The 18,727-nt window shown below is 62.9% G+C and carries 22 protein-coding genes and 1 pseudogene; 13 read left to right on the top strand and 10 right to left on the bottom strand.

Annotated features, from left to right (window positions below):
- Positions 1-32 precede the first annotated feature (32 nt).
- Entirely contained in the window at positions 33-374 is a 342-nt protein-coding gene (locus ACSHT2_RS11615) for a phasin (RefSeq protein WP_440641685.1), read from the top strand.
- Between the two features lie 190 nt (positions 375-564).
- Here ACSHT2_RS11615 and ACSHT2_RS11610 read toward each other — a convergent pair whose 3' ends face one another.
- The 3 genes from ACSHT2_RS11610 to ACSHT2_RS11600 form a co-directional block, all read right to left on the bottom strand.
- Complete coding sequence (locus ACSHT2_RS11610) at positions 565-882, bottom strand: c-type cytochrome (RefSeq protein ID WP_440641684.1); 318 nt, start codon at positions 880-882, stop codon at positions 565-567.
- Positions 883-1,172: 290 nt separating this feature from the next.
- Positions 1,173-2,003: an alpha/beta fold hydrolase gene (locus ACSHT2_RS11605; protein ID WP_440641683.1), complete on the bottom strand. Its 831-nt coding sequence runs from the start codon at positions 2,001-2,003 to the stop codon at positions 1,173-1,175.
- Between the two features lie 153 nt (positions 2,004-2,156).
- Entirely contained in the window at positions 2,157-3,953 is a 1,797-nt protein-coding gene (locus tag ACSHT2_RS11600; RefSeq protein ID WP_440641682.1) for a ShlB/FhaC/HecB family hemolysin secretion/activation protein, read from the bottom strand.
- A 131-nt stretch (positions 3,954-4,084) separates the two neighbouring features.
- Here ACSHT2_RS11600 and ACSHT2_RS11595 point away from each other — a divergent pair, with 131 nt between their 5' ends.
- Both ACSHT2_RS11595 and ACSHT2_RS11590 read left to right on the top strand, forming a co-directional pair.
- Positions 4,085-5,341, top strand: coding sequence for a FecR domain-containing protein (locus ACSHT2_RS11595; RefSeq protein ID WP_440641681.1), 1,257 nt, complete (start codon positions 4,085-4,087; stop codon positions 5,339-5,341).
- Positions 5,342-5,400: 59 nt separating this feature from the next.
- A complete protein-coding gene (locus tag ACSHT2_RS11590; RefSeq protein ID WP_440641680.1) occupies positions 5,401-8,142 on the top strand; it encodes an EAL domain-containing protein in 2,742 nt (913 codons plus the stop codon).
- Positions 8,143-8,159: 17 nt separating this feature from the next.
- Here the strand turns inward: ACSHT2_RS11590 and ACSHT2_RS11585 are convergent, their stop codons facing one another.
- Entirely contained in the window at positions 8,160-8,420 is a 261-nt protein-coding gene (locus ACSHT2_RS11585) for a hypothetical protein (protein WP_440642818.1), read from the bottom strand.
- Between the two features lie 210 nt (positions 8,421-8,630).
- Between ACSHT2_RS11585 and rocF the strand changes: the two genes are divergently transcribed.
- From rocF to ACSHT2_RS11545, 8 genes and pseudogenes are all read left to right on the top strand, one after another.
- Entirely contained in the window at positions 8,631-9,608 is a 978-nt protein-coding gene (gene rocF, locus ACSHT2_RS11580; protein WP_440641679.1) for an arginase, read from the top strand.
- Positions 9,609-9,786: 178 nt separating this feature from the next.
- Entirely contained in the window at positions 9,787-10,071 is a 285-nt protein-coding gene (locus tag ACSHT2_RS11575) for a hypothetical protein (protein ID WP_440641678.1), read from the top strand.
- A 169-nt stretch (positions 10,072-10,240) separates the two neighbouring features.
- Entirely contained in the window at positions 10,241-10,516 is a 276-nt protein-coding gene (locus ACSHT2_RS11570) for a hypothetical protein (protein WP_440641677.1), read from the top strand.
- Positions 10,513-11,205 (top strand): dienelactone hydrolase family protein, encoded by a 693-nt coding sequence (locus tag ACSHT2_RS11565; protein WP_440641676.1) that lies wholly within the window; start codon positions 10,513-10,515, stop codon positions 11,203-11,205. Before ACSHT2_RS11570 ends, ACSHT2_RS11565 begins: the two co-directional genes overlap by 4 nt.
- Positions 11,206-11,484: 279 nt before the next feature.
- On the top strand, positions 11,485-11,700 hold the full coding sequence (locus ACSHT2_RS11560; protein ID WP_440641675.1) for a dodecin family protein: 216 nt from the start codon (positions 11,485-11,487) through the stop codon (positions 11,698-11,700).
- A 162-nt stretch (positions 11,701-11,862) separates the two neighbouring features.
- Positions 11,863-12,178: pseudogene (locus tag ACSHT2_RS11555) on the top strand (hypothetical protein).
- 148 nt (positions 12,179-12,326) lie between these two features.
- A complete protein-coding gene (locus ACSHT2_RS11550; protein ID WP_440641674.1) occupies positions 12,327-12,512 on the top strand; it encodes a hypothetical protein in 186 nt (61 codons plus the stop codon).
- Complete coding sequence (locus ACSHT2_RS11545; protein WP_440641673.1) at positions 12,457-12,876, top strand: GcrA family cell cycle regulator; 420 nt, start codon at positions 12,457-12,459, stop codon at positions 12,874-12,876. The genes ACSHT2_RS11550 and ACSHT2_RS11545 overlap by 56 nt, the downstream gene beginning before the upstream one ends.
- Positions 12,877-13,059: 183 nt before the next feature.
- Here the strand turns inward: ACSHT2_RS11545 and ACSHT2_RS11540 are convergent, their stop codons facing one another.
- The 6 genes from ACSHT2_RS11540 to ACSHT2_RS11515 form a co-directional block, all read right to left on the bottom strand.
- Complete coding sequence (locus ACSHT2_RS11540) at positions 13,060-14,274, bottom strand: mandelate racemase/muconate lactonizing enzyme family protein (protein ID WP_440641672.1); 1,215 nt, start codon at positions 14,272-14,274, stop codon at positions 13,060-13,062.
- A 147-nt stretch (positions 14,275-14,421) separates the two neighbouring features.
- Entirely contained in the window at positions 14,422-15,708 is a 1,287-nt protein-coding gene (locus ACSHT2_RS11535) for an NRAMP family divalent metal transporter (RefSeq protein WP_440641671.1), read from the bottom strand.
- A gap of 229 nt (positions 15,709-15,937) precedes the next feature.
- A complete protein-coding gene (locus ACSHT2_RS11530) occupies positions 15,938-16,123 on the bottom strand; it encodes a hypothetical protein (RefSeq protein ID WP_035676373.1) in 186 nt (61 codons plus the stop codon).
- A gap of 229 nt (positions 16,124-16,352) precedes the next feature.
- A complete protein-coding gene (locus ACSHT2_RS11525; RefSeq protein ID WP_028178922.1) occupies positions 16,353-17,003 on the bottom strand; it encodes a general stress protein in 651 nt (216 codons plus the stop codon).
- A 12-nt stretch (positions 17,004-17,015) separates the two neighbouring features.
- Positions 17,016-17,336, bottom strand: coding sequence for a hypothetical protein (locus ACSHT2_RS11520; RefSeq protein WP_440641670.1), 321 nt, complete (start codon positions 17,334-17,336; stop codon positions 17,016-17,018).
- A gap of 153 nt (positions 17,337-17,489) precedes the next feature.
- Entirely contained in the window at positions 17,490-17,687 is a 198-nt protein-coding gene (locus tag ACSHT2_RS11515) for a hypothetical protein (protein ID WP_440641669.1), read from the bottom strand.
- Between the two features lie 128 nt (positions 17,688-17,815).
- Between ACSHT2_RS11515 and ACSHT2_RS11510 the strand changes: the two genes are divergently transcribed.
- On the top strand, positions 17,816-18,043 hold the full coding sequence (locus ACSHT2_RS11510) for a hypothetical protein (RefSeq protein ID WP_028178924.1): 228 nt from the start codon (positions 17,816-17,818) through the stop codon (positions 18,041-18,043).
- A gap of 433 nt (positions 18,044-18,476) precedes the next feature.
- On the top strand, positions 18,477-18,725 hold the full coding sequence (locus tag ACSHT2_RS11505) for a hypothetical protein (protein WP_028178925.1): 249 nt from the start codon (positions 18,477-18,479) through the stop codon (positions 18,723-18,725).
- Positions 18,726-18,727: the final 2 nt, after the last annotated feature.

The following is an 18,727-nucleotide window of genomic DNA, read 5'->3' as shown; positions in this document are numbered from 1 at the left end:
GTATCCAGTTGAAAAAAGGGAGGAGTGCGATCATGATTGACCCGAAGCTCGAAGTTCCGGCCGAACTGCGCGACTTGGCTGAGAAGACGATTGATCAGGCGGAAAAGGCATTCGGCATGTTTTTTGACGCCGCCACCAAATCGATGTCGTCCGTTCCGGGCGCGGGGACGGAGGTGTCGAAGCAGGCGCTGGCTTTCACCGAGCAGAACATGAAGTCGGCGTTCGAGCATGCGCGCAAGCTGGTGCATGCTACCGACATCCAGGAAGCGATGCGAATCCAGTCGGATTTCCTGCGCAGTCAGTTCACCAGCGCCGGAGATCACATGCGCCAGATGACCGGTAGTCTCATGCAACAAGGCAAGGACAAGTCCTGATTCTCGGCGTGTGTACAGGGTGCCCACAAATTGATCTTGTGTGGTGTGGAGATCCGCGCTTCGATACAGGCGCAGGTCCATGATGGGCCACCGAATGACCTCATTCGCCGTCCGTCATCTTTTCTGCTGATCCCTGCCGGCCTCCGGCAGGGATTTGCGTTTGCGGCAGGTCGTGATCGTCCGGCGACTGCTAACGCAGCGACGAGATATAGGCCGCGATATCGCCGGCTTCGCTCCGGCTCAAGGGAAAATTCGGCATCTTCGGGTGCGGATCGAGCAGGAAGAAGGCGAGCCTTTCCGGACTGAAGCCCGGCCTGCGCGCAACGGATGCAAAGGAGGGGACGTCGGCGCTCGCCTGGGTCTGCCCGTTCGCCACGACATGGCAGCTCGCGCACCAGCGCTTGGCGAGATCGGCACCGTGGTCGGCGTCAGCGGCGAGAGCGGACGACGTGCCGACGCCAGAGATTACGCCAAGCAGCAGGCAAATCCGTCTCACATGCGGGGACATAGGGCAATCTTTCTGCGTTCGCACGCGGCCGCCGCGCTCATCCGCAGCATGATCCTGGAAACTGCGAGAGGTCAATGCGGGCGATGATCGACCGGAGCAGCTTGCGGGTCGAACGATAGAGATGCCGTACGAATGCCGGCATTCTTGCCGCGGGCAGGCCAAGGCTTTTCGTATCAAGGCTTTTCGTATCAAGACTTCCGGTATAGTGCGACACGTGTCTCTCCGAGGCCATATCGCTCTTCTATCGTGCCGCTTTGGAGCCGCCTTGATCTGCCGCAAAGCGTTCCCGGCTAGTAGTCGCCTGGATTCATGATCATTGGGCTCTTCGTATCCGCCGGCGCAAGCGCGCTGCTGGCGCTGTCACGCAGGAAGCGGTCGAGCGTCTCCTGGATCCTCTCCTTGACCGAGTCCGGACCACGATCGCTCATCTCCGTGTGCTGCGCGCCGGTGTTGATGATATCGATGCCGCGCGCCTTGGCCTCTTCCGGCGTCGGCAGCACGCCGGGATCTGTCACGAAATGCGGGTCCTTCGAGCGGAACGACAGGATCTTCATGTGGTCGCTGAGTACGAAGGGCACCCGCAGATTGTCGAGCGTGATCACTTTCGACACCAGCTCCGGGTGCTGATGGGCGACGTACATGGAGACATCGCCGCCGTTGGAGTGGCCGACGAGGGTGATGTGGTCGTATTCGACGTTCTCCTGCCGCCTCTTCAGTTCGCCCAGCACGAAGAGAATGTTGGCTTCGCAGCGGATGTAGACGTCACGCCGGCCGACATATGGCTGGCCGACATGGGTCATCAGCGGCGGATCGCTCGGCAAGTCCTGCTGGATGCTGGCGACCAGATAGCCTCGCGCGGCGAGGACGTTGGCGAGGAAGGAATATTCGGTGGCCTTGACGGTATTGCCGTTGCTGATGATGGCGAGCGGGAGCTTCCATAGGCCGAGATTGGCCTTGGTTTCGTAGTCGCGCCGCACGGCAACCTCCACCGAGATCGGCCGCTGGCGCGAGGCGTCGAACAGGGTCAAGGTCTCATGGCGGATTGCGAACTGGCTGACGACGAAATACTGCCCGACACCAAGGACGCAGAGTAAAGCCAGAATTGCAAACACCTTCCTCATGGTTCTGTCTCAAATCACCTTTGACTGAACATGGTGATCGGGAACTCCCGGTCGAGCGATCGCGAGCAGGTTACCGGATTAAATTTAGGCAAGTTTGTGAGCAAAGCCGCAAAAGGGCCGCACACCGGGTCGATCGACCGAAGGAGGGGGCGGCTAGAGACAATGGGCCCTGCCGCGCTCGGGGCAGACCCGGAACGCGCTCGACAGTGTGAAGAGGAAGCGTGGGCTGCGGCGCTCGTTGTCCGGCGCCCGGTAGCTCAAGGGGACAGCCACGCCGAGATCCGCCTGGAGATCGTCCGGCAAGAAGAACCGCACACCGGCCCCGGCCGATGTCAGCGACAGGCCGTCGCTCAGACGGTAACCGTCGTTCCAGACCGCGCCGGCGTCGCCGAAGACGTAGAGCTGATAGCCGGTCCAATAGCGGAAATTGAGCTTCTGATCGAAGCGCAGTTCGAGCGAGCCGGCAAGGGCGTTGTCGCCGCTGATCTCGGCTGCGCCATAGCCCCGGCCGAAGGCTGCGCCGCCAAGATAGAATTGCTGCGAGGCGAATAGGGGCCGAGACGCGGTCTGGCTCGCGGCTGCGAGCTTGAGCGACCAGGCGTCGTTGAATGTCTGGTAGCGCGTGAACCAGAAGTTCAGAACCGAGAAATTCGATGAGGCGCCGTGGCGCGACAACAGAGCGTCGTCGAAATGCGATGCGCCAAAGACGTCGAGGCCTTGGCGGTAGGTCAGCGTCACCAGGTTCGTGCCGCCGAAGCGATCCTGGAGCCGGTAGTCGGCGGTCAGGCTGGCGGTTCTGATGTGGTCGTTGTACCAGGGGCCGTAAATGTCGTGCTCGGACACGTTGCTGAAGCTCCCAGCCAGGGTAAGCGTCAGCCCCGAGGATTGCGACAGGAAGGGCACGCTGCTTGCCCGCACCTCGAAAGCTTCGGTCGTGGTAATGTCGCTGTCGAGACGGCGTGCGTCGCCGGGCCGGACTGCGCTGTACAGGACGGAAGCGCCGAGGCGCACACCGTCGACGGCGATGGGCGCGTCATAGGACAGGCGTGCGAATCCGAGTTCGCGGGGGTCGTTGGCAATGGTCGACATGTTGACGGCCAGCGCGTCGCCGGGCGCGAGGTAGGAGTTGAATGCGCCGGTCGCGTAGGTTTGCCAGGGGCCGACCGACGACGATCCGAGATTATCGAGGGCGAATGAGGAGAAGACGTGCCAAGTCTTCAAATAGATGGTCAGGCGGAAGCGGCCGGTCGTACCGCCGATCTCCTCCAGCGCTGTGTCGGTGATCCGGACGCCCGGCCTGCCGTTGATCAGGAAGAGCTGGCGTTCGAGCGTTGCGAGCCGCGACGGTTGTTCGGCCAGAACCGGCCCGAGCATCGGCCTTACGCCGAACTGCTCGGCGCCATCGCCTTTCAGCTCGGCCTGCACGATGGCGCCTTCGATGACCTGGATGCGGACCCGGCCGTCGACAATGTCCTGCGGCGGCACGATGGCACGGCTTAAGTGGAATCCAGCTTCGCGGTAGAGGTCGCTGATCGCGCCGGCGATCGCGGCGAGATCCGCCTGCGAGACCTTCTTGGCGAGATAGGGCTGATAGACCGCGGCGATGCGCTCGCGGGAGACAGCGTGAGCGCCGATGACGCTAATCCCGCGCAGCATGAACTGCAGCTTGGCATCGCCACCGGTGCTTGGCCGGTCGACTGTGGGCAGCTTGACCGGAGGCCGGCTCTGCGATTCCCGTTCGGTTTGGTTTTCAAAGTATTTCTCGGGCTGACGCGGATCGAAACCCGGCTGGTTCGCCTGTTGTGCGAGTGCCTGCGGAACTCCCGTGAAAATAGGTGCCAACAACGCCAATGCGGTAATGAGATGCCGCTTCCCGCCACGCGCAGCAAGCCCGTCTCCGTAGTCTGACGGAGGGATTGCCATGTGGCGGTAAGGCTTCGTTAGCCGCATGATTTTTCTTAGGTTTTTATGGTCAATGATTGGTTAATGAGGCCGCGCCACTGGCCTCTTCCTGCTAATCCTCTCTTGAGTGATTTCGGATACGCCTCAAGATCCGGCTGTAACGCGGACTGAGGATCGTCATGCTTGGCAAAGTTGGAATGCGGTGCGCCTTCGTGGTGGCGCTGGCTCTGGCACGGGCTTCCGGTGCATTCGCTGCGGATGACGGTGTGTGGTCTGTCAGCAAGTCCTCAGGCGAGGTCTGGCTTGCAACGAGCGGCGCGCAGCCGGTATGGCTGAGCCAGGAAGGGACGCTGAAACCGGGCGATACCGTTCGCACCGGGCGCAACGGACGCGTCCTGCTTGTCCGCGGCGAGGAAACGATTCTGATCTCTCCCAATTCGGTGGTGGGCTTGCCGGCCGAGAAGAAGGAAGGGCTCTCGACCACCATCGTCCAGCAGGCGGGTTCGATCCTGCTCGAGGTCGAGAAGCGCAACGTCAAGCATTTCGAGGTCGAGACGCCGTATCTCGCCGCCGTGGTCAAGGGAACGCAGTTCAGCGTCACGGTAGGTGCGGGCAGCACCAAGGTCGGCGTGCTCCGCGGCCAGGTCGAAGTCTCCGATTTCAAGACGGGCCAGATTGCCCAGCTCATGCCGGGGCAAGCGGCCACGGTCTTTGAGCACGGCAAGCCCGGTCTCAGCCTCAGCGGCGCCGGGTCGTTCAATCCGATCGAGCGCGGCAAGCCTCGCGCCCCGACGATTGAGCGTGTTCCCGTGCCGAAATCGGGCCTGTCGGCGCCGCGCAATGCGGCGAACGGCCATGCGATCCATGCGCTCGGCCCGATCGACAAGGGGGCCAAGACGGCTGGCGCCCCGAAGCCATCGCATCAGGCGGCTGGAGCGCATGCCTCCAAGGCCGGCGTCGTGCGCATTTCGAACTCGCTCGGCGAAGTCAAGCTGAACGTCCACAAGGTCACGCGCGGCCTCGCCCACGGCGGCGCTGCGGCAGGACAGGTGCGCAACGCGAATGCCAGCACCGGCAGCCAGACGGTTTGGAACGATGGCAAGACCAACTCGGCAGCATCCAACAGCGCGGTAACCAGTGGTGCCGCAGCTGCCGCCAATGGCACCTCCAGCGCAAACGCGGCGATCGCCGCAACGACAGCCGGTGCATCCAGCGATAACTCGCGCGCCAACAACGGAAACCTCGGTGGCAACGGCAATTCCGGCAATGGCAGCGGCAACAACGGCAATGGCGGTAACAGTGGTAACAACGGTTACGGCAACGACAACAGCGCCGCAGCCGGCAATGGCATGGGCAACAACGGCAACGGCAATGGGAATGGCGGCGGTAACGGCAGCAGCGGCCATGGCAATGCCTACGGCCACAACAGACGCTGAGACGATTTGCTAGGGGATGACAGGGCGCACCTGCCGACGCGGGTGCGCAGGAGGGTGGAGTGAAAGCCTATCGGCCGCATATTCTCGTCGTGATCGCGCTTGCGGTCGTGCTGTCCACGGGATGGCACGGGGCGCTTCGCAACGCGCTCACCGATCTGCGGTTCAAATGGCAATCGCGTGACGCCAGCGGCAATGTTCTCGTGGTGGCGATTGACGCCCCATCGATCGCGCAGATCGGAGTGTGGCCTTGGCCGCGCCAGTTGCACGCGGAGCTGTTGCGCAAGCTCGAGGCGGCGGGAGCGGGAGACATCGCGATGGATGTCGATTTCAGCACGCCCTCGGATCCGGTTTCGGATGAGGCCTTCCTCAAGGCACTTCGCGACGTCGGCGGTTCGACGATCTTGCCTTCCTTCAAGCAGCCGGCGCCGAATGGTGGCGCGAGCCACATCAATCGGCCCCTGAAGCCGTTCAGCAACCACTCATGGCCTGCCGTGGTCAATGTCGCCGTCGAATCCGACGGACTCGTACGTCGCTATCCGGTCGGCGAGAAGTTTGGCGACGCCTTGATGCCTTCGATGGCGGTTGTGCTGGCGGGACAGGACGCCAATCGGCGGCCCCCCTTCCTGATAGATTTCGGTATTCGGGCGGCTTCCATTCCCGCTGTCTCCTATATTGACGTGCTGCGCGGCGATGCCGCCGTTCTCGGCAAGCTCAAGGACAGGAAGATCGTCGTCGGTGCTACGGCGCTCGAGCTCGGTGACCGGTTCAGCGTTCCGAACGGCAAGATCATCTCAGGGCCGATCCTCCAGGCGCTGGCCGCTGAATCGATCCTGCAGAACCGGATGCTGCGCTGGACGTCCGATATCGGCATGATCCTGGGCCTGGGCGCAATCTGCCTGCTGATGATGTATTCGTGGCGCCGCTTCGCGCCGGGAATTCGCGTCGCAATCCTGATCGCAGCCGGGGCGGCCGTCGAACTGGTCGCAGCCCTCGTGCAGGCAAGATGGCCCCTCGTCATCGACACGTCCCTGTTCCACATCGCGATCGTCGCTTATCTGACGGCAATTGCGCTGGACGAAATCGATTTCCGCGGTCTGCTCGGGCGCGTCGCCGAGAGCCGCTTTCATCGCATCGCGATGTCGCTCGGCGACGGGCTCGTCTGCACCGACGAGGATCACCGGATCACGGTCTGGAATCCCGGCGCGAGCGCGATCTTCGGCTACATGCCGGCCGAGATCATCGGCCGCCCGTTCGAAACGCTGTGCGCTTTGCCGGTGGACGGCGATGCAAGGCCGCCCATGCACGACGCCGCGCGCCAGGCGCTTCTGGTTCCTGGCGGGGCGGTCGTCGTCGAGTTCGAGGGCCGGCGCAAGAACGGGGAAACCTTCCCGGTCGAGGCGAGCTTCTCGGGCTGGCAGGGAGCGGAAGGCTTTCAATACGGAGCGATCCTGCGCGATATTTCGGTCCGCAAACGTGAAGCCGAACGTATTCGCTACCTGGCAGAACACGACGCGCTGACGGGTCTTGCCAACCGGAACATGCTGCATGTGGGCCTCACCGAGCTGATCGGTGCGGCGGAGCGGCGGTCTTCCGGCGTCGCGCTGCTCGTGCTCGGGCTCGACGGTTTCCAAGAGATCAACGATATGCTCGGACATTCCGCCGGCGACCTCGTGCTGCGCGCCGTCGCCGAGCGTCTCCGGGGCGAGGTCGATGGTCAGGCGATCGTCGCACGGCTCAGCGGCGACGAATTCGCCATCGCGATCGATTGCGCGGAAGCCGGCGAGCCCTTCGCGGCCTTTGCCGAGCGGATCGCGCACGCGTTTGAAGCGCCGCTCGCAACCGGCACGCGGCAGCACCGCGTCAGGATCAGCGTCGGCGTTGCCGTCTATCCGGAAGGCGGGCAAAAGGCTGACGATCTCCTGAGCAATGGCCATCTGGCGCTGAGCCGCGCGAAGGCGACGCGGCGTGGCAGCCATGTGATCTTCGAAAGTGCGATCAGGCAGGAGCTCGAGAACCGGCTGACGCTGGAGAGCGAGCTGGCGCTTGCCGCGGACCGCGGCGAGTTCGAACTATTCTACCAGCCGCAGGTTCGTCTGATCGACGGCAGTCTGGTCGGGGCCGAAGCACTCATCCGCTGGCGACATCCGGTGCGCGGCTACGTCTCGCCCGGAGAGTTCATGCCGGTGGTCAACACTTCGGCCCTGTCGGAGCGGATTGCGAACTGGGTGATGGAGACCGCCTGCCGCCAGGCGCGAGCCTGGGAATTGTCCGGTAACAACGTGCGCGTCGCGATCAACCTCTCGCCCTCGCAGCTTCAATCCGGCGACCTCGCGCATTCCGTTGCAGCACTGCTCGAAGCGACGGGGCTGACGCCATCGCTTCTCGAAATCGAAGTCACCGAAGACATCCTGCTCCAGGATGAACGCCGCGTGCTCGCCATCTTCAAGCGAATTCAGGAGCTCGGCGTCCGAGTCCTGTTCGATGATTTCGGTACCGGCTATGCGAGCCTGAGCTATCTCAAGAAATTTCCGCTCGACGGGCTCAAGATCGACCGCTCGTTCGTTTTCGGTCTTCTCGCGAACTCCGACGACGCTGCAATCGTCGGCTCGACAATCGGACTCAGCAAGCAGCTCAGTCTCACGGTCGTGGCTGAAGGCATCGAGAACCGCGCAACTGCCGACCTCCTGGTCAGCATGGGATGCGAGGAAGGGCAGGGATATTTCTTCGGCCGTCCGATACCTGCCGAAGCATTCGAAAAGCAATTCCTGGCGGCTGAGCTCGACGCTGTCAGCGCTGCCTGAACGGGGCGGTTTCGCTTCTACCGCCGGCGCGCGATCGCCACGCCAAAGAGGAAAGCGACGAGCAGGCTGGCAAGCGGTGCTTCGCGCGTGATCGCTGCGATTGTCGAAAGAGCCCCGCCAGGCTTTCGAGCTTCCTCGATTGTAGATGAAAGGCGGTCGACAGCTGCATGCAGGCCTCCGGCGACTTCACCGACCGTGCGGGAGACATCCGTCGCTGCATCGATGGCACGCTCGGCCACGCCGGGTTGGGAAGTGGAATGCGGTATCTCCGTGCTCAAGCGCAAGACCTCCAGGCCTGACGATGGAAGCCGACACCTATGGCTATCCGCGACAGGCGCGTGGCTCACGACGGGTGCCGGCATTGGATGGGCAATTCAGCGCACGGGATTTTGTTCCGGGATACGTCGACGGCGGCGGCGTACTTCGGGAAACGACGGGTGCGAATCTCTGTTAGGCTGGGTCAACCTTGCTGATGTCAGGAGACGGCCGTGACCGATCGGACCATAACGGATCGAGCCCGGCGCATCGCCTTGCTCGGCGCTCCCATCGACATGGGGGCTTCGCAGCGCGGCACCTTGATGGGCCCTGCGGCGCTGCGCACTGCCGGCCTTGCGACACTGCTCGAAAGCTTGGATTTCGAGGTTGTCGACTATGGCGATCTTTCCGTAGCCGAAGTCCGGGACCTCACCGACACGCCGCCCGAAAATGCCAATCACTATCGCGAAATCCAGCGCTGGACGCGCGTCCTGAGCCGCAGAGGCTATGAGATCGCGACAACCGGCGCGCTGCCGATCTTCCTCGGCGGCGATCACACGTTGTCGATGGGGTCGGTCAATGGGATGGCGCGTCATTGGCAGGAATGTGGACGCGAACTCTTCGTGCTCTGGCTCGATGCCCACGCCGACTACAACACGCCGGAGACGACGATCACCGCGAACATGCACGGCATGTCAGCCGCCTTCTTGTGCGGCGAGCCCGGCCTCGACGGCCTGCTCGGCGACGATCCGCGCGCTTCGATCGCCCCGGACAGGCTGGACCTGTTCGGCGCGCGTTCGATCGACAAGCTCGAAAAGGAGTTGATTCGCTTGCGTCGGATCAGGATCGTCGACATGCGCCAGATCGACGAGTTCGGCGTCGCCGTCATGATCCGGCGCGTCATCGAGCGGGTCAAGGCGAGCAATGGCGTGCTGCATGTCAGCTTCGACGTCGATTTCCTCGACCCCTCCGTGGCGCCGGGCGTCGGTACCACCGTGCCGGGTGGCGCCACCTATCGCGAGGCGCACCTGATCATGGAGCTGTTGCACGATTCCGGCATGGTAGGATCGGTCGATATCGTCGAGCTCAATCCCTTCCTGGATGAACGTGGTCGGACGGCGCGTGCTGCAGTCGAGCTGATCGGCAGCCTATTCGGCCAGCAGATCGCCGATCGGCCGACGCCGAGCAACGCGATCGCTCCAGGTGAGTGAAGCGGTAAACGACGTTCGCGCGCCGAAAGCGGAGCGGTCGGAGGCGTGTTCCCAACTGGGATTCGGCCGCACCAGCAGAGTTGACCATCGTTGGCCTGGAACTTGCTTGATTGGGGGCGGGGAACCGGCTGGGGCGCGATTGAGTTAACCTGTGATAGGGAAAAGAGCGGATCCATCGATGACAAGTGGTCGTTTCGCGAAGTCCATCTACACCGCACTCCGCCATCCCGGCGTGATCGCGCTGATCGTCGCGGGGGTGACGATTGCGGCTATGCTGATCGTCGACCACGGACCCTGGAGCCGCGCCAAGACTCAGCCGGCCCATGTCGCAATGTACGCGACCACGGGAGAAGCGGCGCGCGCCGCGGGCGCCGACGTGCTTCCGACCGAACCGAAGTCACCGATCGAGCCGGCGCGGCCGGGGCCCAAGACGTCCCCGACCGTCAATCCCGTGACGCCGTAGCTCAGAAACCCGCGATGTCCGCTTCTTTGCCAACAGCGGCGCAGAAGCGTCATTTTACGAAGGTCCGTTGAGGGCAACGGCGGACGTAGCTTCCGTGCAGCCGGCGGAGTGGTTTTGCCGATCAAGCCGAAGCGAAAGCACTCCAATGTACCGGGTCTTAGGGGCAGTGATGGCGGCGTTCACATTTGGAGCGACGGCGGGACATTGCCAGACCTTGCAGACAGGCACGATCACGTTTCAATCTGCCACCTACAGCGACATGCGCCAGCTTTTGGCGCGCGAGCCTTCGACCGGGCCGGTGACGATAAAGGCCACCCTCGCTCTCCCGGAACAGATGAAGGATCGCTATCCCGCCGTGATCGTTCTGCACACGCTTGCCGGTTATCGCGACGCGCACGAAGGCGATATCGCCGCGGGCTGCGCAAGATCGGATTCGCCACGTTGACCTATGACAGCTTTGCTGCGCGCGGAACCACAGGCGCTGCCCTGCAGGGATCACCAGGCTATCTGCCGATTGGCGTTGCGGATGCATACGCTGCGCTGCGCTTTCTTTCCGCCGAATGCCGGATCGAAGCCGGGCACGTTGCGATCATCGGGTTCTCGTATGGTGCCGAAGTGGCCCATCTTGCGGCTATGGAGGTGGTGCGATCGGCGCTTAATCCAGGAGAGCGATCTGCGGCCCATGTCGCGTTCTATCCCGGAGGAACTTTTGGCGCGATTGCCGGACCTGCCGCCTATACTGGCTCCCCGGTCTTGATGCTGCTCGGCGGCAAGGACGATAATCTGCCGGTAACAAAGATCGAGAGTTACCTGGCTTACGCGCGCGCCGCCGGGGCGCCCGCGCCGATCCAGACTGTAGTCTATCCGGGCGCCTATCATGCATGGACTGCCCTCGATCTCACCACTGCCCGCTTCTACCCGGATCTGGTTAGCACCAAAAAATGTCCGCTCATCCTGCTCGGACCGAAGCAGCCGGCCTTACTGATTGACGGCGAGCTGAAGCCATTCGAGCCTGGCGCTTTTGGCGCCTGCCTCGCCGCAGCGCCCGGTTATTCGATGGGGTTTGACGCTGCGGTTCGCGCCAAATCGGTCGCAGATATGGTTTCCTTCCTTCAACGAAGCCTGCGGCCGTAGAAGGAGCATCAGTGTCTTTGCTGCACATTCAACCCGCGCACCACAATGCCCGCTTCGGGGCATGAGCGCCTGTTCGGAGGGGGCCGGCGGTTGGAGATTCCATGTGGGCGTGCGTTGAGGGTCGCGATGAGAATGTATACCCCGACGGAGAGCGGGCCCAAGTTTCTTCTCTGGTGAAGAAGTGACAGCCAATCGGACCTTTTCTGCAGCATTCGCGAGACGTATCAGGGTCGAGATACTGGTGCTAGATTTCCTGCTCCTGCTGAATAGGAGGACGATATGCCCGATAGCGTCTACAAGGTCATCGAACTGGTCGGTACCAGCTCCGACTCATGGGAGAAGGCGGCCGCCAACGCGGTTGAACAAGCCGCAAGATCTCTCCGGGATCTTCGAGTTGCAGAGGTCGTAAAGCTCGATATGCAACTGGATGACAAGGGTAAAGTCGAGGCCTATCGCGCCAAGCTCAACGTATCGTTCAAGTTCGAGGGCTCCTGAGCCTCGGCACCTCGCCCCCACTTGCGGGGCGAGGATGGCTCACTGGAAAGGCGCGTTGCGCGGCGCCCAACCGGACGCTGTTGCCTATACCAAAAGTTGGTCCTGGTCCGACTGGGGCCGATATGCTTTGATGCGAGAGGGCGTGTGGCGCGTGGTGGCCCCATGTACATGGTCATTCGCAAGTACACCAAGGTTCGTTCGGTAGCGGACGCCGCTCGTCGCTCAAGAGCGGCGTCGGTGAGATCCTAAGGCAATCGCAGGGATTCAGATCCTACCATGTGCTGGATTCGGGCGACGGTGTCGGTATCGCCGTGACGATATTCGACGACCGCGAAAGCGCTAGTCTAGCGCAGCGAACGCCAAGATATTTGCGTTCGTTCAGGCGAGTCTACATGACCTCGACCTTGGGGTTCCCGAAGTCGCGACCGCCGAGGTCTTGGTGGACATAGGGCCCAATGGGTCTTCTGGTGTGAAGTAGCTCCAAGCGTCACCAGTTGGGGGGCGGGTGCTGTCCTGCTCGTGTAATCGATCCGATGTCACCCTCGCGCTTGCTACGATCGAGCCCATTCGCGTGCCGCACGTCGGGAATATTCGACCGCGCGCGCTTTTCGAGGAGCAGCATCTACATGAAGCAACACACCTCCGAAGCATCTTCCACCACAGCCAGCGGCTGGATACCACTCATGCCTATCGGCATCGTGATGCCGCCCCGCGATCCCGATGAAGACGAAGACGACGAAGACGACGAAGACGACGATGAGGAAGGTGATGCTGACGAACCGGCGGTCGTGCGCGAGCCGGACGAAGACTAGACTAGCGCGTCTGGCAATTGGCGCTATAGTATCTCCCATGGGCTGGGATGCGAAAGACATAGCGCTTCTGAAAAGGCTCTGGTTCGCAGGACAGAGCGCGGCGCAGATTGCGCGTCGTCTGGGGTGCAGTCGTGACGCGGTCTGCGGCATGCTGACCCGTCTGAGCCTGAAGCGCGGCCACAAGTCGCCGACAGCACGGCCCAAGATACGGCTGGCCCCGAAGCTGAGGCCGTCGTCGGCACCCTGCGCCCGTTCAGTCACACGGAGGGTGTCGTTGAATACAGCGGAGAGGCAGCAGCCCAAGGAATTCAGCAGGCAGCAGCTTTACGCCATTCTGGCTGAGGCGGTCAGAAACACTGGCTAAGAGACCCGACCGCGAACGTCCTTGCGCCTCCCGTCAGTGTCTTGGCCCCGTTTGACAAGTTCGGCCGTCTGTTCCTTCCCAAGCCTTCGTCGACTTCGGGTCACGGCAATACGCTGGTGGAGCAGAGAATCTCCCCTAAGTCCCAAAAGCCGACGTTGGCGCCTTTATGAGTCCACGCCCTTGTCAGCCCTTGCGGCCGTAATTGAGGAGCCCGCCACTCGTCTTCGCCGGATGCGCGCGCAAGGCTTCCTCATTCGGCTCGGTGCCCCAGCCGGGCCGGTCCGGAACGATCAGATGGCCGTCCTGAAGCTCCGGCTCATGCGTGAACAGCTCGCGGTCCCAGGACAGACGATCGATGTCGATCTCCATGATGCGCAGGTTCGGCACCGCGGCGCAGAAATGCGCGTTCATCATCGAGCAGAGATGGCCGTAGAAATTGTGCGGGGCGACGTTGACCTCGAAGGCTTCCGCAGCGCTTGCGATCTTCATCGATTGCCAGACGCCGTTCCAGGGCGTGTCGATGATCGCGACGTCCATCGCCTGCTCGTGGAAATAGGGCAGGAATTCCCGCAGGCCCAGCAGCGTCTCGCAGGAGGAGATGGGGTGCGGGCTCTGCCTGCGGATATAGCCGAGTGCTTCCGGATTGAAGCTGTCGATCTCGACCCAGAACATGTCGAGGTCGGCAATGGTGCGCAGGATCTTCAGATAGCCTTCGGTCTTGGCGTTGAAGTTGCAGTCGAGCAGGATGTCGACGTCGGGGCCGGCACCGTCGCGGATCGCTTCCAGATGCATGTGCAGGTCGCGCAGGATCTTGCGGTCGACGTTGATCTCGGGCGCGAAAGGTGAGCCGAAGCCGGGGCGCCAGCCGGTCGGCTTGCCGTCGTCATAGGAAAAGATGTTGGTCTTGAGCGCGGTGAACTTCTTTTCGCGCACCTCGCGCCCCATGGCCTTGACGCCATCGAGGCTTTCGATCGGCGGCTTGTACCAGGATGGGTGATTGATGCGCCAAGTGGCGCAATGCGACCAGTAGACCCTGATACGGTCGCGGATCTTGCCGCCGAGCAGCTCGTAGCAGGGGACGCCGAGAGATTTCGCCTTGGCATCGAGCAGCGCGTTCTCGATCGCACCGAGGGCTTGCGCCACCACGCCGCCGGCGGCGGGACGCGTCGCCGCGAACAATTCGGCAAAGATGCGCTCGTGCTGGAAGACGTTCTGCCCGAGGACACGGGCGGAGAGGCGCTGGATGGCAGCTCCGACGCCGGGCGAGCCAAAACCCTCGTCGAATTCGCTCCAGCCGACGACGCCGTCTTCGGTCGTCAGCTTGACGAAATGATAATTTCTCCAGCCGGCGTCGCAGGCAAGAATCTCGATGCTTGTTGTTTTTGATGATTTGGTCATATCGCTCCCTGTCGCCCGGCCGGGCCTCTTTTGTGGCCCGATCTCAGGCCGGGCCCTGACCGCATTGTTAGGCCAAGCGGGGAGCGGAGTGAAGGGCGCAGCGATGCGGCCGGGGAGCGCGTTCCGGCGGCGCTTTCGCCGGTCTCGTCAGCCAACCACCGAAGAGACGAGCAGGGCGAGCACGGCCAGCGCCATCAGCGCAGTGCCGAGCCAGCCCAGCGCGATCAGCCATGAGCGGCCCCTGAAGCGGCCCATGATCACGCGGCTCGAGACGATCAGCATCATCATGGCCATGATGGGGACGGCGACGATGCCGTTGAGCACTGCGCTCCACACCAGCATGTGGATCGAGTCGATCCCGGTGAAGCCGAGGCCGAAGCCGATCAGGGTCGCCGCCGCGATGATGGTGTAGAAGCCGACCGCTTCGTCCGGCTTGGCCTCCAGCGTGGCACGCCAGCCGAAGATCTCCGCAACGCCATAAGCGGCCGAGCCCGCCAGCACCGGGATGGCGAGCAGGCCCGTGCCGATGATGCCGATCGCAAACAGGGCGAAGGTGAAATCCCCGGCGAGCGGCCGCAGCGCTTCGGCCGCTTCGGTGGCCGAATTGATGTTGGTGATGCCGTTGGCATGCAGGACCGACGCCGTGGTGAGGATGATGAAGAAGGCTATGCCGTTGGACAGCAGCATGCCGGAGATGGTGTCGGCCCTGATGCGCGCGAGCTCCGGATTGCCGCCGCGCTTGAGCTGGCGAAGCGGCTTGTCGTGCTTGCCCTGGTTCATCTCCTCCACCTCCTGCGAGGCCTGCCAGAAGAACAGATAGGGGCTGATGGTGGTGCCGAGCACGGCGACCACCATCATGAAATAGTCGCCGCTGACATTCGCCTTCGGCCACACCGCGGCGAGCAGCGCCGTGCTCCAGGGGATATTGACCGTGAAGGCGGTCGCGACATAGGCGAACAGCGCCAGCGTGAGGAATTTCAAGACGGGCGAATAGCGGCGGTAGGGCAGGAACACCTGGAGCAGGGTGGAGCCCGCCGCGAAGATCAGCGCATGTTCGTGGTTGAGGCCGCCGATGACGAGCGAAAGGGCCTCGGCCATCGCGGCGATGTCGGCGGCGATGTTGAATGTGTTCGCGGTCACGAGCATGGCGATGAGGGCCAGAACCGCCCAGCGCGGCGCGATCTGCATGACGTTGGCGGCGAGCCCCTTGCCGGTGACGCGGCCGATCCGCGCGCTGACGAGCTGGATTGCGATCATGAACGGCGTGGTCAGGAATACGGTCCAGAGCAGCCCGTAGCCGAATTGCGCGCCGGCCTGCGAATAGGTGGCGATGCCGGACGGGTCGTCGTCGGCAGCTCCGGTGACGAGGCCCGGCCCCAGTCTTTGCAGCAGCGTCGGCGCGGATTTCGTCGGCGTGAGGGCGCTGTCGCGCATGTACGGGGACCTCGCAGGGGTGCTGGCGTGTCCCTAGCAAATGCGAATGCGGGAACATAGGTTCCTGCCGCGCGAGCGGCGGTATTTCTGATAATGCTAAATTCGCTTGCTCCGTCGGGCAAAACAGGGGTAGATTGCCAGCATCGCAAGACGTCTCGAAATCGGCGGCCATCCGCGGCTCGCAACCGGCGGCGGAAATTCCGTGCGGGATGAAGCTGCCCGGGTCGTCTTACTTCACGCTGACGAACATGCCCCAGGCGGCGGCCAGCGCCGCGCCGGTGAAGAGAACCACCGGATTGTCGCAGAACGTGCCGCCATAGCTGCACACGTCCGCTCCGAATTGGCCGAGCTCATGACGGCTCGCGGAATAGAACAGTCCCGACAGCACCAGCAATGCAGCGGCGACGTAGTACATTGACGATCTCCCGGCTTGCCCCGTCCAGGCGACATGTCCCAGCATGACGCGAAGAGATTTCACTTCGCCCAATCCGCTTTGCTGAATTTGAGATAAAGTTTGACCCGTCGGGCAAAACACTGGCAAGATCAGACCATGGGCGAGTGCTGGCGTCGCCATGATGACCGGCGTTCGGCATGAAAAAGGCCCCGCATCGCGGGGCCTTTGTCGTGTTGGGCCTGCTGCCGGCTTATCGCCGCGAGCCCGCGCCGTACAGCTCGCGTTCGCGCCGGACATCGTCGGGCGCAAGTGGCGGGCTGGCGGCATCGAAGTCGGTCCAGCCGGACTTCTTCCAGGCTGAGCTGCGATCCTGCAAGTTCACGGACCTCTCGTGCAGAAGCGCTTCGAGGCGTGCGCGATCCTGGTCCGGCACCCTGGCTGTGACGAGCGTGCCGCCACGGCGAACGCCCTCGGCATAGAGCGATGCATCCTCCTTGGAGACACCGGCTTCGGTGAGGGCGCCAACGATGCCTCCGGTTGCTGCGCCGGCGGCCGCACCGACAGCGGTCGCAGCGAGCCATCCGGCAGCGACGACCGGCCCGAGGCCGGGAATGGCCAGCAGGCCGAGGCCGGCGAGCAGGCCTGCCGCGCCGCCGATGCCGGCGCCGATGCCGGCACCCGTTCCGGCGCCCTCGGCGCGATCGTCGGTACCGTCGCGATCACGATCGACCTTGCCGCCCGATGTGAGGCCGGCCTTGCCGGACGACGAGTCGTACCAATTGTCCGAATTGTTGGCGACGATGCTGATATCAGAGTGCGGTACGCCGGCGTTTTCGAGCCGCCTGACAGCCTGCTCTGCATCGGAATAATTGTCGTAGAGACGAGAAATGGTGGTCGTCATGCTAATTCCTCCTTACTTGGCGGGATTGACGTTGCCTTGGAAGTCAACGCTGACATCGGTCTTGGTGCCGGCCTTGTCGGCCTTGCCGCGCCAGACGCCTTCGTTGTCCTTCTGCAGGCCGGAGACGTTGGAAAATCCCGCGCCCTCGACCCGCGATTTCGCCTGTCCCTCGGTGAAGCTGTTGCGGCCGGCGACCGGAGCATTTGAGTTGTTCTGGTCCGAGCTGTTGACGGCGTTGTTTCCGGGCCCGCTTTGCGTCGGCTGCGACTGGGCGCCCGCGGGCACCGCGCCGAGCAGCAACAAGGTTGCTGCCAGCAGAGTTAGACGTGACATGTTTTTGTCTCCTGCAAGTGATTGTGCCGGCGACAACATGCGAGATTCGAATTGGTTGCTACTGTTCTGGAGGAGTTTGCCGCGGCTCTTTGGTCGGCAACGTCGAGCGAGCTGTGGCCGTCGTCTGCCGCAGTGGCGTTCGCCGGCAGGCTGCTACTTTGAAGACTTCACAGGCTCGCCTTGGCTCTTGGTGGTTTCCCAGGGAGCTGGAAGTATGACGCGGATGGGGTGGGCTTCGGCGGAGCTTTGAACGACCGGAGCAGCCTGGTCCTTGACGGGCTCAGCTGCTGTTGCAGCCATCAGCGCGACCAGCATCGCCAGAGAAGTTGTCACGAGCCGCACGTTCAGCATCGAAGCCTCCTGTTGGCGCACCAACGCAGTCCGAGCCGTTTGGTTCGAATCTTGGTCCGGGAACAAGTGGCAATCTGTCCTGTTTGTAGATGACAGGCCTGATGACCGGGCTGCTGGAGGAGGACACGATGAACATCAAAGCCATCATTGCAGCCGCTGTGCTGACGTCAGTTGCGTCTCCCGCGTTTGCGCAATCGTTCTACGTGGTTCAGGACGTCAAGACCAAGAAGTGCACCATCACCGAATCCAAGCCGACGACCACGGAAACGACGGTTGTCAGCGGCGACACCGTGTACAAGACCAGGTCTGAAGCCGAGGCCGGCATGAAGACGGTCAAGATCTGCACCTCGCACTGAGGAAATGCCTGTGCTTTTGCTTTGGGCCATCCCGCTGTGATCCTTCTTGGCGGCGCGCCTACCTGATCGGTCACATGCACTGAGACGGGAAGGCGCGGTGGCCGTGGTCCCGCCAGGGCTTCGGCGCCTCCCGAGGCAACAGCGCGATCGATGAAAGCCCGCGCGGAGCAATCCGTCGCGGGCTTTGATTTTGAGGACGCAAACAGGCGGGGCCGTGCGGATGACCTCGATGAAACACGCCTGAAACAGTGCTGAAACCCGATTGTCCTGAACGGCTCGGCTCCGCGCGTCGACCAACGGAACGAACAGGAGAGACAATCATGATCCAGATCGGTTCGAAGGAAGAAGTCGCGTTCCTGCTGGCGCTGTTCGGCACCCATACCCAGCCGGTCAAGCGCCCGAAGCCGAAATCGCAGCAAAGGTGAGAGAACCCATGCCCGGCTTGGCCGAATGCCAGAGCCTGTTGCGACTCCTGATCGCAAGGGGCGATCCCAAGGCCATTCCGCTCGCCAGGGGCGCCATCGATCAGTTCCTGAACACGGCGCCGGCAAGCGCCCGCGGGCGCGGCCTGCGCGTGCTCCAGCGCGACGCGCTCGACCAGCACGATGCCGCAGTCGGCGTGCAGCGTTCGTTCGCCGAGACGGTGGACGCCTATATCGAGCGCAAGCTTGCGGAGGAGTGAGG

The sequence above is a fragment of the Bradyrhizobium sp. PUT101 genome (assembly GCF_052043945.1).
GTDB lineage: Bacteria > Pseudomonadota > Alphaproteobacteria > Rhizobiales > Xanthobacteraceae > Bradyrhizobium.
The sequence above is the reverse complement of the archived record's forward strand: the minus strand, read 5'-3'. Positions and strand labels throughout refer to the sequence as shown.

What these genes read in the sequence shown, in the direction of transcription:
- ACSHT2_RS11535 (WP_440641671.1), bottom strand. Translation starts at nt 15,708, where the DNA reads ATGCGCGACAGCGCCCTCACGCCGACGAAATCCGCGCCGACGCTGCTG.
- ACSHT2_RS11540 (WP_440641672.1), bottom strand. Translation starts at nt 14,274, where the DNA reads ATGACCAAATCATCAAAAACAACAAGCATCGAGATTCTTGCCTGCGAC.
- ACSHT2_RS11610 (WP_440641684.1), bottom strand. Translation starts at nt 882, where the DNA reads ATGTCCCCGCATGTGAGACGGATTTGCCTGCTGCTTGGCGTAATCTCT.
- ACSHT2_RS11595 (WP_440641681.1), top strand. Translation starts at nt 4,085, where the DNA reads ATGCTTGGCAAAGTTGGAATGCGGTGCGCCTTCGTGGTGGCGCTGGCT.
- ACSHT2_RS11515 (WP_440641669.1), bottom strand. Translation starts at nt 17,687, where the DNA reads ATGCTGAACGTGCGGCTCGTGACAACTTCTCTGGCGATGCTGGTCGCG.
- ACSHT2_RS11550 (WP_440641674.1), top strand. Translation starts at nt 12,327, where the DNA reads ATGAAGCAACACACCTCCGAAGCATCTTCCACCACAGCCAGCGGCTGG.
- ACSHT2_RS11505 (WP_028178925.1), top strand. Translation starts at nt 18,477, where the DNA reads ATGCCCGGCTTGGCCGAATGCCAGAGCCTGTTGCGACTCCTGATCGCA.
- ACSHT2_RS11615 (WP_440641685.1), top strand. Translation starts at nt 33, where the DNA reads ATGATTGACCCGAAGCTCGAAGTTCCGGCCGAACTGCGCGACTTGGCT.
- ACSHT2_RS11560 (WP_440641675.1), top strand. Translation starts at nt 11,485, where the DNA reads ATGCCCGATAGCGTCTACAAGGTCATCGAACTGGTCGGTACCAGCTCC.
- ACSHT2_RS11545 (WP_440641673.1), top strand. Translation starts at nt 12,457, where the DNA reads ATGAGGAAGGTGATGCTGACGAACCGGCGGTCGTGCGCGAGCCGGACG.
- ACSHT2_RS11605 (WP_440641683.1), bottom strand. Translation starts at nt 2,003, where the DNA reads ATGAGGAAGGTGTTTGCAATTCTGGCTTTACTCTGCGTCCTTGGTGTC.
- ACSHT2_RS11520 (WP_440641670.1), bottom strand. Translation starts at nt 17,336, where the DNA reads ATGTCACGTCTAACTCTGCTGGCAGCAACCTTGTTGCTGCTCGGCGCG.
- ACSHT2_RS11600 (WP_440641682.1), bottom strand. Translation starts at nt 3,953, where the DNA reads ATGCGGCTAACGAAGCCTTACCGCCACATGGCAATCCCTCCGTCAGAC.
- ACSHT2_RS11570 (WP_440641677.1), top strand. Translation starts at nt 10,241, where the DNA reads ATGGCGGCGTTCACATTTGGAGCGACGGCGGGACATTGCCAGACCTTG.
- ACSHT2_RS11530 (WP_035676373.1), bottom strand. Translation starts at nt 16,123, where the DNA reads ATGTACTACGTCGCCGCTGCATTGCTGGTGCTGTCGGGACTGTTCTAT.
- ACSHT2_RS11510 (WP_028178924.1), top strand. Translation starts at nt 17,816, where the DNA reads ATGAACATCAAAGCCATCATTGCAGCCGCTGTGCTGACGTCAGTTGCG.
- ACSHT2_RS11525 (WP_028178922.1), bottom strand. Translation starts at nt 17,003, where the DNA reads ATGACGACCACCATTTCTCGTCTCTACGACAATTATTCCGATGCAGAG.
- ACSHT2_RS11575 (WP_440641678.1), top strand. Translation starts at nt 9,787, where the DNA reads ATGACAAGTGGTCGTTTCGCGAAGTCCATCTACACCGCACTCCGCCAT.